Consider the following 20,647-nt stretch of genomic DNA (forward strand, 5'->3'; position numbering starts at 1 on the left):
CAAATGCATCTGTCACAACACCTCATCGTTTTGCTCTGCTCGCTTTGTGTAATCTTGTGATATAAATCGAAATTCAATGAATCGGGATGTGCTTGGACGACTGACCGGGCGGCGTTCCGTTTTCAAAATGGGGCGCGTATCCACGATGAACTCCTCCCGCACGTCTGCAGCACTGGCGCCGACACCGGCCGCCAAGACCGTTGAATTTGGAAGCACGCAATAAGCGATGGAAAAAAGTCTAGCGCGTTACATCTGGTCGAATACCCGGCTGGAGCAGATCTGGATCCTGACGATCGTCGCCGCTTCGATGATCCCTTACTTTCTGTCCTTCGACTTGCCGAAGCAGATCGTCAACGGACCAATCCAGGGCAAGGGTTTCGAGCATCCAGGCCAAACCCAAACCTTCATGCACATCTCCTTCGATGTGCCCGTGCTGGGGCACATCGAAGTATTTCAGGGTCTGCAGCTCACCCGTTTTTGGATGCTGATCGCCCTGAGCCTGGTGTTTCTAGCGCTTGTCGTCCTCAATGGTCTCTTCAAGCTTTACATCAACACCTATAAGGGCCGGTTGGGTGAGCGCATGCTGCGCCGCATCCGCTTCGAGCTGATCGACCGCGTGCTGCGTTTTCCGCCGGCGCATTTCAAGCGGGTGAAACCAGCCGAAATCGCCACCATGATCAAGGACGAGGTGGAGCCGATGGGCGGCTTCACTGGCGACGCTTTCGTGCAGCCGGCACTTCTCGGCGGCCAGGCGGTCACTGCGCTCGTGTTCATCATCCTGCAGAATTTCTGGCTGGGTATGATCGCCGCGGCCATCGTCGCCGTGCAGGCCGTCGTCATCCCGCGCATGCGCAAGCGACTGCTGGAGCTCGGGCGCCAACGGCAGCTCACGGCGCGTGAATTGTCCGGTCGTGTCGGCGAAATTGTCGAAGGCATTGGCACGATCCATGCCAACGACACCACCAATCTGGAGCGCGCGGATATTGCCTATCGTCTCGGGCTGATCTTCTCGATCCGCTACGATCTCTATCAGTGGAAGTTCCTGGTGAAATTCATCAATAACTTCCTCGCCCAGGTCACGCCCTTCCTGTTCTATTCGATCGGCGGCTTCTTTGCGCTGCAGGGCCGGCTCGATATCGGCCAGCTCGTGGCCGTCATCAACGCTTACAAAGACCTGCCGGGGCCGCTGAAGGAACTCATCGACTGGGATCAATCGCGCCAGGACGTGCAGGTCAAATACAATCAGGTGGTCGAGCAGTTCAGCGTCGACGGCCTGATCGAACCGAAAATCCAGCTTGTCTCGCCGGCGCCCGCCGGCCGCATTACCCACCCGCTGGTCGCGACCAATCTTACCGTGATCGATGACAGCGGCGCCCGGGTTCTGGATCACGTCTCGGTCGAAATCCACCCCGGCGAGACGGTAGCGATCGTCGGCGATAGCGGTGCCGGTGGCGAATATCTTGCCGAGGCGCTGGGCCGGCTGGTCTGGCCGGATACCGGCCGCATCACCATCGATGGCCGCGACCTTTTGGAACTGCCGGAATCGCTGACGGGGCGGCGCATCGCCTATGCCTCGTCGGAGACGTTCTTCTTCCATGGCACATTGCGCAACAATCTTCTCTATGGCCTGAAGCATGCGCCGCTGACCTCGGCGGATTATGACGACGAGGCGGCCATCAAGCTCAAATGGCAGATGGTGGAGGCCCGCCGCGCCGGTAACCCGGAGCTGGATATCAGCAGCGACTGGGTCGATTATACGGCCGCAGGCGCCACCGGCCCGCAGGATATCTACGCAGCCATCCGCCCCGTTCTCGATGCTGTGGCCATGTCCCAGGATATTCTCGACATGGCGCTGCGCTCGAATGTCGACACGGTCACGCATGACGATCTGACTTCACGCATCGTCGAGCTACGCCAGGCGCTGCGTCTCAGACTGCAGGAGGAGAACATCGAAGGGCTTGTCGTGCCTTTCGAATTCGACGCCTACAATCCGCAGGCCACGGTCGGCGAAAACATGTTGTTCGGCACGCTTAAGCGGCCGCTGATGACCAACCGCAAGCTCGCCGCCCATCCCTATTTCCAAAAGCTGTTTACGGAGACCGGTCTCGATACCGACCTCTACGACATGGGCCTGGAAATCGCCGAGAACGCCGTCGAACTCTTCACCGACCTGCCGCCGGATCATCCCTTCTTCCAGCAGCTCACCTTCATGACGGCGGAGGATATCCCGACGTACGAAGCGTTGGTGCAGAAGCTGAACGGCAAGGGCTTTAGCGCCGCGACGCCGGATGAGCGGGTGGCTATCATCCGCCTCAGCTTTTCCTATATCGAACCCCGGCACCGTTTCGGTCTTCTGACGCAGACGCTGATGGACAAGATCGTCAAGGCGCGCGCCAAGTTCCACGAACATATCCCCGCCGATCTGGCCCGCGTGATCGAGCGTTACGACCCCGAGCGCTTCACCGCTTCGGCGACATTAATGGACAACATGCTGTTCGGCCGTATCGCGCATCAGCAGGCCGATGCGCCCGAGCGTATCCACACCATCATGTACGACGTCTTCGAACGGCTCGGCATGCAGGACAGCGTATTGTCGATCGGCCTCGATTTCGACGTCGGTTCCGGCGGCAAGCGCCTGACCAATGTGCAGCGGCAGAAGCTCAATCTCGGCCGCGCCTTGCTGAAGCGAGCCGATTACATCATCTGCAATCGCCCGCTGCCGGCGCTCGACCATCGCGTCCAGGATCAGATCGCCCGCGCGATCCTGACGGGGCTAGACAGAAGCGAAAATGCGCCTGCGGTCATTTGGGTGCTATCCAATCCGGGCTTTGCGGAGCTATTCGATCGCGTTCTGGTTTTCGATCGCGGCAGCCTGGTGGAAAGCGGCACAACCACCGATCTTTTGGAGAAAAACGGTATGTTCAAAGAACTGTTATCGTAATATCCTATTGCAACGGTGGTATCTGGGGCCCGACACTGGGGGTTTGAAGCTCATGCTTCTGAAAGACGAAGTTGAAATGCTGAAGCGGGTGCCGATTTTTTCGCGCATCGCACCCGCAAAGTTGAAGCTTTTGGCATTCACGTCGGATCGCGTCAGCTACAATGCCGGTCAAGTTTTGTTTCATCAGGGCGACCAGGGCGATGCCGCTTACGTTGTTCTTTCCGGAACTGCTGATATTCTTGTCGATAGCCCGGCTGGAGAAATCAAGGTCGCCGAAGTCGACATCAACTCCATCGTCGGCGAAATCGCCATTCTCTGTGACGTCTCCCGCACCGCCACCGTGAAAGCGACCTCACGACTGGAAGCATTGAAGATCAGCAAGGAGCATTTTCTGAAACTGCTCAGCGATTTTCCCGAAATGGCCGTCGAAATCATGCGCGTCCTAGCCGACCGCCTCAATCACACCACCTCCGAACTCACCGCCGCCCGCAGCCGCCAGAACCAACAGCAGCCAGTGTCGACGCATTGAGGTCGCTTTTCGGTCGGAATGCCGAGGTGCGGAAAACGCCGAGGTCGTCCCCTCGCCCCATTGCGGGGAGAAGATTAGGGGCTGCGCACATAATCGCGGCTTGGCGGCTGTGCTTGACTTCATCTGACAGAGAGCTCGGAAAGCCTTACCGCAATTGCTGGTTCCGAGAAGGACCCTCATCCGAGGCCTCGACATTTCACGATGTTCAACGTCTCCGCCCCACCTTCTCCCCGCATTGCGGGGCGAAGGAGCGGGCTTTTTAAATCAGCCCACGCCCAGCCAAATTGCGCATCAGGAGCGACGTTCCGAACGTCCAGGGCGCGCATTCCGTCGACAGCAAGACCCGGTTCTTCAATGCGCCGAGCTTGTCGTTGGAAATAGTGACGATATCGCCGACCTTGTGGGTGAAGCCCTGACCGGGCATGTCGCGGTCTTCGACAGGCGCAAAGAGTGTGCCCATGAAGAGGACAAAGCCGTCCGGGTATTGGTGGTGGCGGCCAATGGTCTGGGCAACGAGGTCGAGGGGATCGCGGCTGATTTCCTTCATCGACGAGCGGCCGTGCAACACATAACCGTCCTCGCCCTCGACCTTGAGGTCGAGATCGGCACTGCGCACGTCGTCGAGCGTATATGTCTCGTCAAACAGGCGGATGAAGGGGCCGATCGAACAGGAGGCGTTGTTGTCCTTCGCCTTGCCGAGCAGCAGCGCCGAGCGGCCCTCGACGTCGCGGAGGTTGACGTCATTGCCAAGTGTGGCACCTCTGACGCGGCCCTGGCTGTCGACAGCCAGCACGATTTCCGGCTCAGGATTGTTCCACTTCGAGATCGGGTGCAGGCCGACATCCGCGCCGATGCCCACAGAGGACATGACCTGCGATTTGGAGAAGACCTCCGCGTCCGGGCCGATGCCGACTTCGAGATATTGCGACCACACCCCCTCCTCGATCAGCGCCGCCTTCACTTTGGCAGCTTCCGGCGAACCGGCCTTCAGGTTACGCAGGCTGTCGCCGATGAGGGCCGTCACCTTGCCTCGGATCGCTTCCGCAAGGTCCGGATTGCCGGCCGCACGCTCCTCGATGACGCGTTCCAGCATCGAGCGGGCAAAGGTGACGCCGCAGGCCTTGATCGCCTGCAAGTCGATGGGAGCTAAGAGATGGACGGCCGACATGTCGGCTTTGGCGGCGAGCAGATCATCGAGCTTGGCGACGGCTTCGCCCTTTTGCGCACGGACAAAACCGACCGGATCGTCTTTCTCCAGGAGGTCACGCATTGTCGGCGCGTCCTTCGAGGTGATGTCGTGAAGCGCACCGTCGCGGACGACGACAAGAGCCGGGCCCTTCATCTCAGGACGCCAGATGCGGCCGACGAAGGTTCCCGTGCCGAAAATGTCTGAACTTGCCATGTGTTTGATCTCTCCCAGGTTCGCCCTGTTTTTAGCGCAGGCGGAAAGGCTTTGCCATCTTAGATCGGCTCAACGAACAGCCGGCTTTGGATTTTCACTTTCTCCATCAGGGCAAAAAGAGAAGGCCCCGCAGCGACGCTGCGAGGCCTTCTGGCCGCAAAACCGGGAGAGAGGGTTTCAAGCGGCCTGCACCTTGCGGTCACTGCGCGCCCATTCCGGCAGCCATGTACCATGGGTTGCCAGAAGCTCGTCGACCAGCGACCAGATCTGGTCGAGATCGAGCTCGGCAGCCGTGTGCGGGTCCATCATCGCCGCATGGTAGATGTGCTCGCGGTTCTCGGTCATCAACGCCTGCACTGTCAGCTCCTGCACGTTGATGTTGGTGCGGATCAGCGCGGTCAGTTGCGGCGGCAGATCGCCGACGAAGGTCGGCTGGATGCCGGAAGCGTCGACCAGGCACGGAACCTCGGCGGCACAATTATAGGGCAGCGAGGTGATGCAGCCATTGTTGCGGACATTGCCGTAGATGACGGAAGGTTCACCGGTCCAGATCGAATTGATAATCGAGGACGCATATTCCTTCGATTGGACCACCTCGATCTTGTCGGCGCTGCGATATTCATCGGCCTGGTTCTTCCAGCGTGCGATCTGTTCGATGCAGCGCTTCGGATATTCATCGAGCGGAATGCCGAAGTTCTCGATGAGGTCCTCACGACCTTCCTTGATGAAATAGGGCGTGTATTCGGCAAAATGCTCCGAGCTTTCGGTCACGAAATAGCCGAGCCGGGTCAGCATCTCATAGCGGACCTTGTTCGGGCAGCGCGGGTTCCAGCCGGGCTTCGGTGCACGCCCCTCGCGATAGGCCCGTACGAGATCGGGATAGAGATCACGATAGGAACCGTCCGCCTGGCGATGCTCGAACTTCAGGTAGAAGGCCATATGGTTGATACCGGCCGAGCGGTAGCGGATTTCGTTATAGGGAATGTCGAGATCCTTCGCCAGCTCCATCGCCGTGCCCTGCACGGAATGGCAAAGGCCGACCTGCTTAATGGTCGGGTATTTCTCGGCAATCGCCCAGGTGTTGATCGCCATCGGGTTGACGTATTGCAGCATGACCGCCTCGGGGCAGACGGCGAGCATGTCCTCGCAGATCTTCCAGAGATGCGGCACGGTTCTAAGCCCGCGCATGATGCCGCCGACGCCGAGCGTGTCGGCGATGGTCTGGCGCAGGCCATATTTCTTCGGCACTTCGAAATCGGTCACGGTGCAGGGCTCGTAACCGCCGATCTGGAAGGCAACCACGACAAAATCGGCACCATCCAGAGCCTGACGCTGATCGGTGAAGGTCTCGACAACAGCCGATGCGCCAATTGTCGACGCCAGTTTGCGGGCAACGACGGCGCTTTCTTCCAGCCGCTGCGGATTGAGATCCATCAGCGCAATTTTCGCGCCGGTCAGTGCCGGGCGCTGCAAAACGTCGCCGATGATGTTCTTCATGAAAACCGTCGAACCGGCGCCAACGAAAGTGATCTTGGGATTGCCTGCCATGTAGAAGTCTCCTGAATGCTTATGAAGCTACCTCGAACGCCGCCTTGACGAGGCGTTCGGTGTAAGCGGTCTTGGGATGGGAAAGAACGTCGTCGACCGGCCCCTCTTCCATGATCTTGCCGTGCTGCATGACAATGATGCGATGGCAAAGGGCGCGGACGACCTTGAGGTCGTGGGAGATGAAAAGATAACTCAGGCCCCGTTCGTCCTGCAGCTTGCGCAGGAGATCGATGATCTGTGCCTGGACGGAGAGATCGAGCGCCGAGGTCGGCTCATCGAGCAGGATGAATTCCGGTTCGAGCGCGATGGCCCGCGCAATGGCGATGCGCTGGCGCTGGCCGCCGGAGAATTCGTGCGGAAAGCGCGACAGGATATTCGAGGGCATGCCGGCGCTGACCAGTGCTTCCTTCACCCGCTCCAGCCGCTCCGCCCTGTGGGCGCCGATATTGTTGACCACCAGCCCCTCGGCGATGATCTGGCCAATCGGCATGCGCGGATTGAGCGAGGAGAAAGGATCTTGGAAAACGATCTGCATGCGCGAGCGCAAGGGTCGCATCTCGGCCCGCGAGCGGCCGTGGATCGCCTGCCGATCGAAATAGATCTCGCCGCTATCGGCATCGATCAGCCGCAGCAGCGCCTGGCCGAAAGTGGTCTTGCCGGAGCCGGATTCGCCGACGAGCCCCAATGTCTCGTGGCGGCGAAGCTTCAGGCTCAGGCCATCGACCGCGACCAGCTCGCGCATGTCCGGCTTGAGGAAGGTGCCGTGGCGCAGCATGAAAGCGACCTTGACGGATTTGCCTTCAAGGATGGTGTCGCTGTCCGGCGGCAACGGTTTCGCCTGTCCCCGCGGCTCGGAGGCAAGCAGATGTTGCGTATAGGGATGCTGCGGACGGGCGAAGAGTTCTTCCGTCGTATTGTGCTCGCGCATCTCGCCATGTTGCATGACGTAGACATAGTCGGAAAACTGCCGGACCACGGTCAGGTCATGGGTGATCAAAATCACCGCCATGCCGAGCTGCTTCTGGAGGTTGCGGATCAGGTTCAGGATCTGAGCTTGCACAGTAACGTCAAGCGCTGTCGTTGGCTCGTCGGCGATCAGCACATCCGGATCATTGGCGAGCGCCATGGCGATCATCACACGCTGGCGCTGGCCGCCGGAGAGCTGATGCGGATATTGCTTCAGCCGTGCCCCCGGATCGGGAATCTGCACCTGCTGCAACAGCGCCAAAGCCCGCCTCTCCGCTTCGCGGCGGCCGATCTTGCGATGGACGCGGATCGCCTCGACGATCTGGCTGCCGATCGTGTAGATCGGGTTCAGAGAGCTCATCGGCTCCTGGAAGATCATCGAGATGCGGTCGCCTCGCAGTTGCCGGCGGGCGCGTTCGGAAAATTTCAGCACATTCTTGCCGTCATAGCTGACTGTGGATTTCTCCGACACGACGGCGCGTTTGGTAAGCAGCCCCATCACCGTGCGCGCGGTCACCGATTTCCCCGAGCCGGATTCACCGACAATCGCGATAGTTTCGCCCCGATAAAGCTGGAAGGAGATATCCTTGACGGCGTCGACGATGCCATCTTCGACCTTGAATTTGACGGCAACGTTGCGGGCATCGATGACGGGCGGCACGGTCTTGTTGGCCGCATCAAGCCTGATATTGGGGGCAAAGGGATTGACGAGTGCGAGAGCCATGGTTCGTCTCCTCTCAATAGGGATCGATAGCGTCACGCAGACCGTCGCCAAGTGCATTGAACGCGAAGACGGTGACGAGCACGAAGGCGACGGGCGACAGGATCCAGGGATAGGAGCCGATGACCGAATAGGTGGACGTATCCTGCAGCATCAGCCCCCAGGAGATCAGTGGCGGCTTGACCGCAAAGCCAAGGAAGCCAAGGAAGGATTCGAGCAGCACGACGCTCGGAATAGCCAGCGTCACGGTGACGATGACATGGCTCATCACGTTCGGGAAAATGTGCTGCAGGATGATGCGCCAGTCCGTCGCCCCGACCGCCATGGCGGCACGCACATAGTCGATCCGCGCCAGGGCCAAAGTCTTGCCGCGCACTTCGCGCGACATCTGCGCCCAGCCGAGTGCCGACATCACGATGATGACGAAGGCAAGGAAGACGTTGGTCGGCGCGGTCACGGGGATCAACGAGGTCAGCGCCAGATAGAGCGGCAATTGCGGAAAGGCCAGCACCAGCTCGACGAAACGCTGAATCCAGGCGTCGAGCGTGCCGCCGAAATAGCCGGAGACCATGCCGACGGTGGTGCCGACGATGGTGACAATGGCAACCACAGTCAGCGCGATCATCAGCGAGATGCGAGAGCCATAAATGGCGCGTGACAGTACATCGCGGCCAAATTTGTCCGTGCCGAGGAAATGCACCGGCTGGCCATCGACAGAGCCGAAGAGGTGGCGGTTGCCGGGGATCAAGCCAAACAGCTCATAGGGCGCGCCCTTGACGAAAAAGCCGAGCAGGCGCGGATTGTTGTAGTCCGGCCCGACCACCGGCTGAAAGGTGACCGGATCAAGCTCATCGGTTTCGGCAAGCGCATAGACACGCGGCTGGAAGACGAAATTGCCGTCCTTGTCGTGGAAGCTGATCACCTGCGGCGGCGCAAAGCCGGTATCGGTCGCCTTGGGATCATCAGGGGCGATGAATTCGGCGAAGAGCGACATCAGCAGCAAGAGGATGACGAGGATCAAACCGCCCATGCCTGTCCAGGAGCGCTTCAGGCGACGCCAGACAAGTGCGATGTAGCTCTCGTTGCCGCTTTTCGGCTTGATCTTGTTGTCATCGAGCGGCGGCGCGGATGTGCTGAAGGCGAGCATCAGTGGATCCCTCCCTGTTGGCGGACGCGGGGATCGAGCAGGGCAAGCAGCATGTCGGCGATGATATTGCCGACGATCAGCGTTGCCGACAGCACCATCATGAAGGTGGCGGTGACATAGACGTCGCCGACCGCCATGGAGCCGACGATTGCCGGCCCTACGGTCGGCAGCGCGAAAATGATGGCGGTTTCGATCTCGCCGGTCAGCATGTAGGGCAATACGACGCCCTGATACATGACAAGCGGATGCAAGGCATTCGGCACCGCATGGCGCATGACGACGGCGCCGCCGGAGAGGCCTTTGGCTCGAGCGGTCTCGACATATTGGGCATTCAGCGTGTCGAGCAGATTGCCGCGCATGACCCGCATATTGTAGGCGAGCCCGCCGAAAGTGGCGATCGCCACGACCGGCCAGACATGCTTGACCAGATCGACGAACTTGGCCCAGGACCACGGCGCACCGCCATATTGCGGCGAATAGAAGCTGCCGATTTCCGAGACGTTGAGCTGGAAGACGAGGATATAAACGATGATCAGCGCCATCAGGAAGCGCGGCACCGTCATGCCGAGAAATGAGATGCCGGAAAGCAGGCTGTCGATCCAGCTATATTGCCGCGTGGCCGCCCATATGCCGAAGCCGATGCCGAGAACGGAAGCGAAGAGATGGCAAACGAGCGCGAGCGCTAGGGTCCGTGGCAGGCGCTCGCCGACGACATCGGCGACCGGCTTGTTGTAGAACATGCTGTAGCCGAAATCACCCTTGGTGACGATGCCTCCGATCCAGTTGAAATATTGAACGACCAGCGGCTTATCGAGCCCGTGTTCGCGACGGTAGATTTGCGCCTGTTCATCTGCCTGGGCGAAGGACGCACCGCCCTGGTTCATCAACTGCGAGCGGATGAAATCTGCATAGTCTCCAGGCGGGGCCTGGATGATCGCAAAAGTCACCACGCTCAAGATGACGAGCACGGGGATGGCAGAGGCTATGCGCACGAGCAGGAATCGCAACATGGGACGGTTCGCTTCTCTTCTTGCCGCCGGTGGTCTGCATCCCCTTGGGATAGCACGGACCGGCTGGGTTTACCGTTGCCCGGCTGCACCGCGATGCAGCCGGAATTCTTAAGTCGTAGCGGCATCCGGCCCAGCGGCCGGATGCCATGCTCCGTTAGTTGATCGGGCCAGCGCTGCCCGGCGCGCCCGGAAGCTGCTCGGGGAACAGCTCGTATTTGCCTTGCTTATCGGCCGCGACCCACAGGCGTTCACGGATGATGGAGTCTTCAGCCCAGTTGAACATGAAGATCGGCGTGCCCGGAGGAACGTTCGAGAAGCGCTTGTTGATGATGAGCGCGCCCGGATATTCCGTCAGACCGATATTGTAGAGATGCTCGGTCGAGAGTTTCTGGTACTGCTTCATCAAAGCCACGCGCTCGTCGCTGTTCTGCGATGTCGTGAACTTGCTGACGACATCGACCATCTCCTTTTCGAAGGGCATCAGGTCCAACTGGCCACTTTCGGGCGCGCGATGGTTCCAACTCGTGCGCGGGCCGACAGGAGCGAGCTGTTCGGTGTTCTGCACGACGGAGGCCAGCTCCGTGGTGTTGCGCCGGACCATCCAATCAAAGCGGCCGCTATAATTGGCGTCATCGCGCTTCGGTCCATCAAGTGCATTGATGATCACGCGAAGCCCGAGCTTTTCCATCTGGCCCACGACGCCCTCGGCAAGACTCTTGTCCGTCGTGTAGTCATTGTTGACGAGAAGCGTGATCTCGACATCCTTGCCGCCGGCCGTACCGGCCGGGAAGTTGACGATGCCGTCTCCATCCGTGTCCTTGAGGCCCGCCTTGGCAAGCAGCTCCTTGGCGCCCTTCAGATCGAACGGGTAGTAGACCGTCGAGTTGCGATCGTAGAAGCTGGTGCCCGAGGACAGGCCGCCGGGGTAGATCGCGGTGAACGGTCCCTTGACCAAGGAGTCACCGATTGCCTTGCGATCGAGCGCCATGGAGACGGCCTTGCGGAAATCCTCGTTGCGGTTCAGCTCGCGGATGGCCTGACCGCGTGGGTCCGGGTTGCCCCAGCCATTGGCGGAGAAGTTCATCTGCAGGTTATAGCCGATGAGGCGCGGACCGAAGGCGAGACGCGCCGGGGCGTCCGGCTGGGCAGCGCGCTTCAGCGAAGCGACGAAGTTTTCCGGCTGCTCCAGATTGGAGAGGTCGCCGGAGCCGGCAACCGCCTGCACGTCGCGGTCCGCCCAGGTCGAAAGCTTGTAGTGCAGCTCGTTGAGATAAGGCAGTTGATTGCCCTTCTCGTCGACCTTCCAGTAATAGGGATTGCGGCGCAGGACGATAATGTCATCGGACCGGTACTCGACCGGCACCCAGGCACCCATGACCGGTATGTTCATATATTCCGGCGGGAAGGCATTCTTGAACTGGTCGTAGGTGTTCTTCGAATATTTCGGATGCTGCGGCTTCAGAATATGCGACGGCCCTGGGCAGAAATTGGGATAGGCCATCGTGTAGAGATATTGTTTCGGGAAGGCATCCTTGAAGGTCCACTCGATCGTATAGTCGTCGATCTTCTTGAGGGTCGTCCCCTCGCCGAAAGCTTCCGGCGATGCGCCGCCACCGAGCGGCGAGACGTTCGGGTCGATGACTTCATCTTCCCAATAAAACATGATGTCGTCGGCATTGAAGGGAACGCCATCGGACCATTTCGCGCCTTCGACGAGATGCATGGTGAGCTTATGACCGTCCGGCGACCAATCCCAGCTCTTGGCAAGGTTCGGCAGCGGTTCGGTATCCTTCGCCTCGACCTGGAACAGCGGCGCGGTGCGCGTCAGGCACTCGGAGAGGCCGATATCGATGCCGCCCCACCCTTGCGTCTGGCCGGCACCATAATTCCATCCTTCCGGCCGTCCGCCGATGACGTGACGCAGCGTGTCGCCATAGACCCCGACGCCGTCAGGCATGTTGCCGGTTTTGAAGACGAGCGGTTCCTTAGGCAGGCGATCCTTGACTGGCGGCAACTTGCCGGTCTTTACGAATTTGTCGGTAACCCAGGCCGGCTCGTGGTATTCCGGCAGCGCCTTGAACTCCAGGATGGAGTCGCGTGCCACATATTTGATCTTGCCTTCGGCCGGGAAGACCGGCGGTACGGGCGGTACAGTCGGTTCGGATGCATAGGCGCTCATGGCGATCGCGGATGTGGCAATCGTCAACGCCGCAAGAAAGCTTATCGGTCGAAAATGTCTCATCGTTTTCTCTCTCCCGTTATCGCGAGCGCCCCGCGGGTACGCCGCACTCCTCCATTGAACGGGTGCCGGCTGGCGTGCTGACGGGTCTCCTCCTGAAAGTCCCGCTGCAGCCAACCAGTCCCGAATGCCCAGTCCTTAACCAGCCTGCTTCATGGCTGCTTTTTCCGCTCGTAGCTCCTCGATCGAGCGTACGTTGCGGCTGGCCGCACCCTTCCAGTCGCGGGTCTTCACCTTGCCGCGCGATAGGCGATCCTTCGCCCCTTCGACCGCATGTGCGTATTGCGGCAGCCAGCGAGCCTCGGCCACGATCATTTCGTCGACCATCTGCCAGACCTCTTCCGGCGTCGATACGGCGCCGACCAACGGATCGTGCAGGACGGCGAGTTTCAGCAAATCGAGATCGCCGCTGACGGCGGCATGAACCGACATGCGCTGGACGTTGATCGAGGAAATGCAGGTCGCGGCGCAGGCTTCCGGCAGCGTGATGCCAGCCACCATGTTGATGCCGAAGCGATCGACGAAGCCGGGCGATTCAATGATGGCGTCCGCGGGCAGATTGGTGATGACACCGTTGTTCTTGACGTTGAAATGGCCGCGATAGACGCGATTGGTCTCCAGCGCCTCGAGAATATGGCTCGCATGCTCGTTCGAGCGCTTGGCCGGATCGATAGGCTTCGAGGCGCTTTCGAGGATCTGCGGGAATTCCGTCTCGAACCAGTTGCGAGTCTCGGTCGAATGGCGGAGATAGCCGCCGGTCTCGCCGTGGATCCAGTCGGACATGTCGATCCACTTGTTGATCTCGTCCGGCCGCTTGCGATACCAGGGTAGGTATTCCGAGAGATGTCCATTGCTTTCAGTGGAATAGACGCCGAAGCGCTTCAGCACGTCGATGCGCAACTTCTCCTGCTGCGAATAGACCGGATGCGCTTCGAAAGCGGCGACCAGCTCGTCTTTGCCGATCTTGCGGCCGTTGAGACGCAGATCGACGAACCAGGTCTGGTGATTGATGCCCGAGCAGATGTAGTCGAGCTCCGACTTGTCCTTGGCGCCGAGAACTTCGGCGATCTGCTCAGCCCCATGCTGGACGCCATGGCAGAGGCCGATCGTATCGACCTTGCCGTATTCGATCGCAGCCCAAGTATTCATCGCCATTGGGTTGGCATAATTCAGGAACTTCGCGCCGCTTTCAGCGACCTCGCGAATGTCCTTGCAGAAGTCGAGAATGACGGGGATGTTGCGCTGGCCGTAAAGAATGCCCCCGGCGCAGATCGTGTCGCCGACGCATTGGTCGATACCGTATTTCAAGGGGATGCGGATATCTTCGGCATAGGCTTCCAGCCCGCCGACGCGCACGCAACTGATGACGTAGCGCGCACCATCCAGCGCCTTGCGCCGTTCCGTCGTGGCAGTCACCTTGGTCGGCAACTTGTTCGCTTCGACGATCCGGTCGAGGATCGCTTTGATCATCGTGAGATTGTGCTCGCTGACATCGGTCAACGCGAATTCGACATCCCGGAACTCCGGCACGCAGAGAATGTCGGTGAACAGTTTTTTCGTGAAGCCGACGCTGCCTGCGCCGATAATGGCGATTTTGAAACTCATGATCCTCACCTTGAAGTCGGTCGAACAATCAGCAGCGGAGAAGAGGATGGTGTTTTCATCCCATGATCGCACAGACAGCGCGACATAGTAAAATCAACACTTTCTCCTCCTCCTGCCGGTCCTCATCGGCAGGTGCATGCTGTTTTCTGAGCGGAATTATGCCTATAATCATCTGGCCGACCAGAGAACTATTATGCTTTCAAGGGTAATTTTGTGCTGCAAGATTTGATCGCCAACGGACAGACCATGCGGACTGTCTCATTGCCGCGCGGACGCCACCGGCTGCACGCTATGCCGACCAGCGCCGGCTACGAAATAAGGGACAACGAGCTTTACGATTGGGATGGACGCGGGCGCGGCCAGACGCCGTTTACGGTGCTGCAGCATACGATCGGCGGCAGTGGCCGGCTGCGCTATGAAAACCGCAATTATCGTCTCAGCGCCGGTGATACGCTAATGGTGCTGGTGCCACACAATCATCGTTACTGGTTGGAAAAAGGTGAACGCTGGGAATATTTCTGGATATCGATGAACGGTGAGGAGGCGCTGCGCATCCATCGCCTCATTCTGGATGCCGCAGGGCCACTCTTGAAACTGCAGCAATCGACGATCGATCATCTTGCCGATTGCAGCCTGCGGCTGGTCCGGGGTGCGACTACACCGGCTTCTGCTTCCGCGGTTGCCTACGAAGCCGCAATGGCGCTTTATGACGATGTCTTCGGTTCGCATGGCGTCGCCGCCGACCGGTCTGCCATGCAGACGGTGATCGATTATATCGACGCCAATCTCGACAAGCCCTTGCCGGTCGCCGAACTTGCCAGGGTCAGCGGCCTCAGCCGCGCTCATTTCTCCCGCGTCTTCGCCGACAGCGAAGGCCTGCCGCCGGCGGAATTCGTCCTGCAGCAGCGCATGCAACGGGCCGCCAAGCTCTTGACCAAGGCGGCCTTCATTCCGGTCAAGGAGGTGGCGATCATGTCAGGCTTCGACGATGCCAATTATTTCTCAAAAGCCTTCCGGCGCACCTACGGGATCAACCCCACGGAGTTCCGCACCACCGGCATGTACGCGGCAGTGCGGAGCCCTGGGGAGGAAAGCAAGAATACGCGGACGAGATGATCCGGCTACGCGGAATGCGGATGCAGATCGTCGTTACGAGGCGTTTCCAGCCGCACCAGCTTCCCTTCTTCCGCCTTGTAGAAATATTGGCTCGCGACCAACCAGCCCTTTAACGGACGCAGCGGCGGGATGCAGGTGAGCAGCATGAACGGCAGCGTCGTAAACGCATGCACCCAATAGGGAGCCTCGAAGGCGACTTCGAGCCACACGGCAAGAGCGACGCTTGGAATGCAGGCGAAGCAGATGACGAAGAAGGCCGGGCCATCGGCCGGATCGGCAAAGGAATAGTCGAGGCCGCAGACTTCGCAGGACGGCCGGAGCGTCAGGAAACCCTTGAACATATGACCTTGCCCGCAGCGCGGGCAGTGGCCGCGCAAACCGGTTTGAAGCGGGGGAATAGGCGGCCATGCGTCTTCGGATGACATCGTTTTGTCCCTTCCAAGAATGGGGCATTCGCTGGAGAGCGTAGTGCCCGAGAACCTCGCAGGCGAAGCGCCCCATGCGGATCGTCTCGAAGCTGGGCGGCGCCGCCGGCGGCCTTCAAGCCACCCCGCCGTCCGTTGAAAGATGTATGGCACCAAATACATACATTGTCAATTATTGTATGTATATTGTTCGAGAGATATATGCAGGCGCGGCAATTTGTCCGATCAAATGACGAGCGCAGAAGCGGCCGGCGTCTCTGCCAGCAAATCGGCGACAATGCCAAGGCTCTGGCGCAGATGTTCGCGATCTTGCGCGCCGCCGAGCCCGAGGCGAACCGCCTCCGGCGCCGGACCAAGGGCAAAGGCATCGCTCGCGACGACGCCAATCCCCGCAGAGCGCAGCCGCGCCGTGATTTCGCCGCGCGACCATGCGGGCGACAGCCGCAGCCAGGCATGAAAACCTTCGGGATCGGCGAGAAGATCGGCTGGCAGCAGTTCCGCCGCAATTGCTTGGCGTGCCCTAGCCTCTCGGCGGATCGCCGCCAGCACGGCCTCTGCCGTCCCGTCTTCGATCCAGCGGCTGGCGATCGCAGCCGATAGCGGCGAGGCCATGCCGGAAGTGGCGCGGATGATGCCGGCAAGCCTGGTCGCTGCACGCAGATCCGGCACGGCAAGATAGGCGATGCGCAATGCGGGCGACAGGCACTTGGCAAGGCCGGCGATATGATAGACACGCTCTGGCGCAAGCGCCGCCAGCGGCGTGACCGGTTGCGTCGGCAGCGCACCATAGGCATCGTCCTCGATGACAGCGACATCGTAACGGGCGGCGATGTCGAGGATGGCCTTCCGCCGTGACAACGGCAGAGTGATCGTCGTTGGATTGTTGATGGTTGGATTGCAATAAAGCGCCTTGGGGCGCCTGCTAGCGCAGACTTGCTCAAAATCCTCTGGAATCAAGCCGTTATCGTCGGTTTCTATGCCAGCAACGGTCAGCCGCGAGTGCGCTGCGACCGAGAGAAAGCCCGGATATGTCAACGCCTCGGCGCAGACCGTGTCACCTGGAGCGGTCAGCATGCGGGTGATCGCGAGCAGCGCGCCCTGAGCCCCAGGGCAGACGAGAATGCGTTCCGGCCCGATATCAGGCAGCCGGCTTGTGAGCCATTCCGCTCCGGCCTCGCGATCACGGGCAGCGCCGCCGGGTTGTTGGTAGCGCAGCAGCAGGTCCAGCCCATCGCTGATTTCCAGCCCGCTGATTCCCTGCCACATCCGCGCCGTCAGGGCTTCGTCGTCGAAGCGCGGCGGCAGGTTCATGCTCATATCGACCAGCCCGGCGGGGATGGTCTTTTGTCGCTGCGGCGGCACTGCCCGGCCCTGGCTAACATAAGTCCCCTGCCCGATCCGCCCTTCCACGAGACCTCGTTTGCGCGCTTCGGCGTAGGCGCGGGTGACGGTGGTGAAATCGATGCCGAGCGCTTCAGCCAGCGCTCGCTGCGGCGGCAGGCGCGTACCGGTTGCTAGACGGCCGGCACGGATGTCGGCCTGCAAGGCATCGGCGATCGCCAGATAGACCGGTCCCGCCGCCCTGCTGATGGAGGGGGTCCAGAAGGACGTCGCCTGATCATCGCTCATGTCGGTACCTCCAGAGGAATGTATGCATATTGTATGGTTTTTTGGATTGCAAGCAAGAGCGAGGCCGCCGGGAAACGCCAATCCGATATCCGATTTCGTTGCACCGTCGCGAGAGGCCTGTATAGATATCGCCCGGCTGCGACCATGCTTCGCATCGCAACCACGCCTTTTTCCAAGCAATACGCGTTCGTCCAGGCTGCGACGGGCTCCATCGATAGGAATGAACATGCGTTCTGTTGTCGCTTTCAACGAATCCTGGACCTTTCAGGAAGGGTTCTCGCTTGCCGAAGTTGGCCGCCGTCAGGAGGGACAATCGGTCACCCTGCCGCACACCGCGGTCGAGCTGCCGTTCAATTATTTCGACGAGAAATCCTATCAGCGCGCCTTCACCTACCAGAAGATTTTGCCCTGGAGCGCCGATTTCGTCGGGCGTGAAGTGTCGCTGGTGTTCGATGCTACCATGGCGGATGCGGTCGTTTATCTCAACGGCGAGGCAATCGTTGCCCACAAGGACGGTTACACGCCTTTCGAAGCGCGCCTGACCGACCGCCTGAAGCAGGGCGACAACCTCCTTACCGTCAAGATCGACGGCAGCGAAAATCCGGAAATCCCGCCCTTCGGTGGCCGCATCGATTATCTCACCTATGCCGGCATCTACCGCGATGTCTGGCTGAAGGTCGCAGCCCCCGTCTCGATCGCCAACGTCAAGGTTGAGACCGGCAATGTGCTTGCGGCCGCAAAATCTGCTACCGTTCGCTGCGATATCACCAATCCGCAAGGACTCGCCTTCAACGGCACTGTGACGGCCAGCCTTCGCGCGCCTGATGGCACCGTGCTGGCCTCGACTGTCGCCGAGACCTCGGGCAGCAGCGTCACCTTCACCTTCGACAATCTGACCGGCATCTCGCTGTGGGAACTCGACAACCCCGCGCTCTATACGATCGATGCCGAACTGAAGACCGACCATGGGTCGGACCGGTATACGGCGAATTTCGGCTTCCGCACGGCCGCGTTCACTGCCGAAGGTTTTCTGCTCAACGGCCGTAAGCTGAAGCTGCGCGGCCTCAATCGTCACCAGGCCTTCCCCTATGCCGGCTATGCCATAGGGCGCTCCGCACAGGAGCGTGACGCCGAACTCATGAAGCATGCGTTGAAGTGCAACGTTGTACGCACGTCGCACTATCCGCAATCGCCCTGGTTTCTCGATCATTGCGACCGCATCGGTCTTCTGGTCTTCGAAGAAATTCCCGGCTGGCAACATATCGGCGGCGAAGCGTGGAAACAGGAATCGATCCGCAACGTCCGCCGCATGATCGAACGCGACTGGAACCATCCCTCGATCATCATCTGGGGCGTGCGCATCAACGAATCGCAGGATTCCCACGATTTTTACGTCGAGACCAACAGGCTTGCGCGCGAGCTTGATCCGACCCGCCAGACCGGCGGCGTGCGCTACATCACCGAAAGCGAAATGCTCGAAGACGTCTATACGATGAACGACTTCATCCTCGGCAACGAGGAATTGCCGGGCTCCAATCGGCCGCGCACGCCTCTCCGGCCGCAGCAGGAGAATACCGGCCTCTCGCAGAATGTGTCCTATCTGATCACCGAGTTCGGCGGCCACATGTATCCGACGAAGATCTACGATCAGGAACAGCGCCAGGCCGAGCATGTGCGCCGGCATCTGGAAGTGCTGAACGCAGCCTATGGCGATCCGTCGATCTCCGGCGCCATCGGCTGGTGCATGTTCGACTACAACACCCACAGCGATTTCGGCTCCGGCGACCGCATCTGCTATCACGGCGTCATGGACATGTTCCGCGAGCCGAAATTCGCGGCCTATGCTTATATCAGCCAGTGCGAGCCTTCCGACGAAGTCGTGATGAAGCCGGTGACCCAATGGGCACGCGGCGAGCGGAATATAGGCGGCGTGCTGCCGCTGATCGTGCTCACCAATTGCGAAGAAATCGAGCTGCGCTACGGCTCGCTCGTCAAACGTATCGGCCCGGACCGCGAGAATTTCCCGCATTTGCCGCATCCGCCCGTCGTCTTCGACCATCGCCATTTCACCAAGGACGAACTGGGCGTCTGGGGCATGGAATGGGAGGATGCACATTTCACCGGGTTCATTGGCGGCAAGGCTGTGACAACGCTTCACATGGTCGCCGATCCCCTTCCGACAACGCTGGAGGTGAAGGCCGATAGCCTGACGCTTCGCGCCGGTGATCGCGACACGACGCGTGTCATCATCCGCGCACTCGATCAGGTAGGCTCCCGCCTGCCCTTCCTCAACGATGTCGCAACGGTAGAGGTCACCGGCCCTGCAAAGGTCATTGGCCCGAAAACGATGGCCTTCCAGGGAGGCACCACCGGATTCTGGCTACAAGCGGCCGGCGAAGCCGGAGCAATCACCGTCGAAATTTCGTCCCCGCGCTTTGCCACGCAAACGATAAAGCTGACGGCGGAGTGATCGGCTGAAATGGTAGCTCAGGCGATGGCGGGATAGCCCAACGCGATTGCCTGTCGCTCCAGCTCGGCCAGCGGCTCATAGTCGGCGTCGCCGAGCACCTCAAAGCGCCGCAACGACAATGTATCTCGGAGATCCGTAAGCGTGGGCTCGCTTGCGATGTCTGCGAGAATTTGGCGCAGCAGCGTCAATTCTTCCGCCGACGTTTCATAGCCCGTGATGAATGGCAAGCCCGGTCCGCTGGCCGTTTCCGCCAGAATACGGACATCGGCGACACGGTCGGGATCGAAGCGTTTGGCGTTGCCGAACGTGATGCAATCGATGGCGGCGACATCGGCTCTGCCCGCAGTCACGGCATCGATGCTGAGCAGATGCCCGCCGGTTTCGATAACCCGGTTGAAGAAGCGGCCTCTTTCAGCGCGCGGCGCGATAGCGGCGCGAAAGAGATTGGTGCCGGAATTGCTGCCGGGATCATTGATGGCAGCGGTCAGCCCGCGGAGATCGGCAAGCGACTCTGCTGGCGAATCTTTACGAACGATGATGAAGCTGCGCATCGACGGGCCATCGCAGCCCGGCAGCTCATAGACGGGCGTCGCGGCGAGTTGCACCTTACCTCGCAGGCGTTTGACATAGGGAAAGCCGCAGGTCTGCGCCAGCAGAAGGCCGGGCTGCACCCAAGCTTCGTCATGCGTGATGCCCTTCTCCAAAGTCTCGGGAACATCGACCACGCCTGCCTTGCGCAGCCGGTCGCGGATATAGGCCCATAGAGCGTCCGTCGCGGTAACGAGCGGCGGTTGACCGGCATACATGGCAATGTTGCTGAGGCGCATGAGGGAAAAATCTCTAGAGATCGGCGGGTCTTGCCGATCCCATTACACCGCTCCGGATGCGCGCGCATCCAG

14 protein-coding genes are annotated in these 20,647 nt (G+C 60.2%); 4 read left to right on the forward strand and 10 right to left on the reverse strand.

Features of this window, described 5'->3' with window-relative positions; all coding sequences use genetic code 11:
* Positions 1–226: 226 nt before the first annotated feature.
* A complete protein-coding gene (locus GGD50_RS15110; protein ID WP_183938158.1) occupies positions 227–2,941 on the forward strand; it encodes an ABC transporter ATP-binding protein in 2,715 nt (904 codons plus the stop codon).
* A 52-nt stretch (positions 2,942–2,993) separates the two neighbouring features.
* Complete coding sequence (locus tag GGD50_RS15115; RefSeq protein ID WP_183938159.1) at positions 2,994–3,470, forward strand: cyclic nucleotide-binding domain-containing protein; 477 nt, start codon at positions 2,994–2,996, stop codon at positions 3,468–3,470.
* A gap of 259 nt (positions 3,471–3,729) precedes the next feature.
* Here GGD50_RS15115 and GGD50_RS15120 read toward each other — a convergent pair whose 3' ends face one another.
* From GGD50_RS15120 to melA (GGD50_RS15150), 7 genes are all read right to left on the reverse strand, one after another.
* Positions 3,730–4,872: a fumarylacetoacetate hydrolase family protein gene (locus GGD50_RS15120; protein ID WP_183938160.1), complete on the reverse strand. Its 1,143-nt coding sequence runs from the start codon at positions 4,870–4,872 to the stop codon at positions 3,730–3,732.
* 177 nt (positions 4,873–5,049) lie between these two features.
* A complete protein-coding gene (gene melA / locus GGD50_RS15125; RefSeq protein ID WP_183938161.1) occupies positions 5,050–6,420 on the reverse strand; it encodes an alpha-glucosidase/alpha-galactosidase in 1,371 nt (456 codons plus the stop codon).
* A gap of 19 nt (positions 6,421–6,439) precedes the next feature.
* A complete protein-coding gene (locus GGD50_RS15130) occupies positions 6,440–8,110 on the reverse strand; it encodes an ABC transporter ATP-binding protein (RefSeq protein ID WP_183938162.1) in 1,671 nt (556 codons plus the stop codon).
* Positions 8,111–8,123: 13 nt separating this feature from the next.
* Positions 8,124–9,254, reverse strand: a complete 1,131-nt coding sequence (locus GGD50_RS15135) for an ABC transporter permease (RefSeq protein ID WP_183938163.1) — start codon at positions 9,252–9,254, stop codon at positions 8,124–8,126.
* Entirely contained in the window at positions 9,254–10,264 is a 1,011-nt protein-coding gene (locus GGD50_RS15140; RefSeq protein WP_183938164.1) for an ABC transporter permease, read from the reverse strand. Before GGD50_RS15140 ends, GGD50_RS15135 begins: the two co-directional genes overlap by 1 nt.
* Before the next feature lie 154 nt (positions 10,265–10,418).
* Positions 10,419–12,506, reverse strand: coding sequence for an ABC transporter substrate-binding protein (locus GGD50_RS15145; protein WP_183938165.1), 2,088 nt, complete (start codon positions 12,504–12,506; stop codon positions 10,419–10,421).
* A gap of 135 nt (positions 12,507–12,641) precedes the next feature.
* Entirely contained in the window at positions 12,642–14,108 is a 1,467-nt protein-coding gene (gene melA, locus GGD50_RS15150) for an alpha-glucosidase/alpha-galactosidase (protein ID WP_183938166.1), read from the reverse strand.
* A 246-nt stretch (positions 14,109–14,354) separates the two neighbouring features.
* On the opposite strand from melA (GGD50_RS15150), the gene GGD50_RS15155 reads away from it, so the two are divergent.
* Positions 14,355–15,224, forward strand: a complete 870-nt coding sequence (locus GGD50_RS15155) for an AraC family transcriptional regulator (protein WP_210318866.1) — start codon at positions 14,355–14,357, stop codon at positions 15,222–15,224.
* Between the two features lie 5 nt (positions 15,225–15,229).
* Here the strand turns inward: GGD50_RS15155 and GGD50_RS15160 are convergent, their stop codons facing one another.
* Complete coding sequence (locus GGD50_RS15160) at positions 15,230–15,649, reverse strand: DUF983 domain-containing protein (protein ID WP_183938168.1); 420 nt, start codon at positions 15,647–15,649, stop codon at positions 15,230–15,232.
* A gap of 225 nt (positions 15,650–15,874) precedes the next feature.
* On the reverse strand, positions 15,875–17,278 hold the full coding sequence (locus tag GGD50_RS15165; RefSeq protein ID WP_183938169.1) for an aminotransferase-like domain-containing protein: 1,404 nt from the start codon (positions 17,276–17,278) through the stop codon (positions 15,875–15,877).
* 226 nt (positions 17,279–17,504) lie between these two features.
* Here GGD50_RS15165 and GGD50_RS15170 point away from each other — a divergent pair, with 226 nt between their 5' ends.
* On the forward strand, positions 17,505–19,748 hold the full coding sequence (locus GGD50_RS15170) for a glycoside hydrolase family 2 protein (protein WP_183938170.1): 2,244 nt from the start codon (positions 17,505–17,507) through the stop codon (positions 19,746–19,748).
* Positions 19,749–19,765: 17 nt separating this feature from the next.
* On the opposite strand, the gene GGD50_RS15175 is transcribed toward GGD50_RS15170, so the two are convergent.
* The gene (locus tag GGD50_RS15175; RefSeq protein WP_183938171.1) at positions 19,766–20,575 is read right to left on the reverse strand and encodes a phosphate/phosphite/phosphonate ABC transporter substrate-binding protein; all 810 of its coding nucleotides are present in this window, start codon (positions 20,573–20,575) and stop codon (positions 19,766–19,768) included.
* Positions 20,576–20,647 lie beyond the last annotated feature (72 nt).

The organism is Martinezella paranaensis (genome assembly GCF_014200235.1).
In the GTDB taxonomy this organism is placed as follows: Bacteria; Pseudomonadota; Alphaproteobacteria; order Rhizobiales; family Rhizobiaceae; genus Rhizobium; species Rhizobium paranaense.